At 68.2% G+C, this 560-nt stretch carries 1 protein-coding gene; it reads left to right on the top strand.

Annotated features, from left to right (window positions below; all coding sequences use genetic code 11):
- The coding region (locus ACKGJN_RS16655) for a dihydroxy-acid dehydratase domain-containing protein (protein ID WP_409540690.1) at nucleotides 1-560 on the top strand (560 nt) is incomplete at both ends.

Genomic DNA, 560 nt, shown 5'->3' with positions numbered 1-560 from the left:
GCCTGCACGCCGCCGGCGAGATCGACTACGACGAATTCATCGGCATGGTCGCGGCTTCCGCTCCCAGCCCCGGTCACTGCAACACCATGGGCACGGCGTCGTCGATGAACTCGCTGGCCGAGGCGCTGGGCATGATGCTGCCGGGCGCCGCCGCCATCCCGGCGCCCTACCGCGAGCGCGGCCAGAGGGCATACGAGACCGGCCGGCGCATCGTCGACATGGTGTGGGAGGAACTCACCCCGTCCAAGATCATGACGCGGGCCGCCTTCGAGAACGCGATCGTGGTGAACTCCGCCATCGGCGGCTCGACCAACTGTCCGGTCCACATCAACGCCATCGCGCGCCACATGGACGTCGAGCTCTCGATCGAGGACTGGCAGACCTTCGGCCACGACATTCCGCTGCTGGTCAATTGCCAGCCCGCGGGCAAGTACCTCGGCGAGGGCTACCACCGTGCCGGCGGCCTGCCGGCGGTGATGGGCGAACTGATCCGCGCCGGCAAGATCAATACCGACGCCATGACCGTCGCCGGCAAGACCATGGGCGCGCTGCACAGCGAG

It is taken from the genome of Gillisia xinjiangensis, assembly GCF_046298265.1.
GTDB lineage: Bacteria > Bacteroidota > Bacteroidia > Flavobacteriales > Flavobacteriaceae > Gillisia > Gillisia xinjiangensis.
Note: the sequence above shows the minus strand (reverse complement) of the source record. Positions and strands in the feature narration are given on the sequence as shown.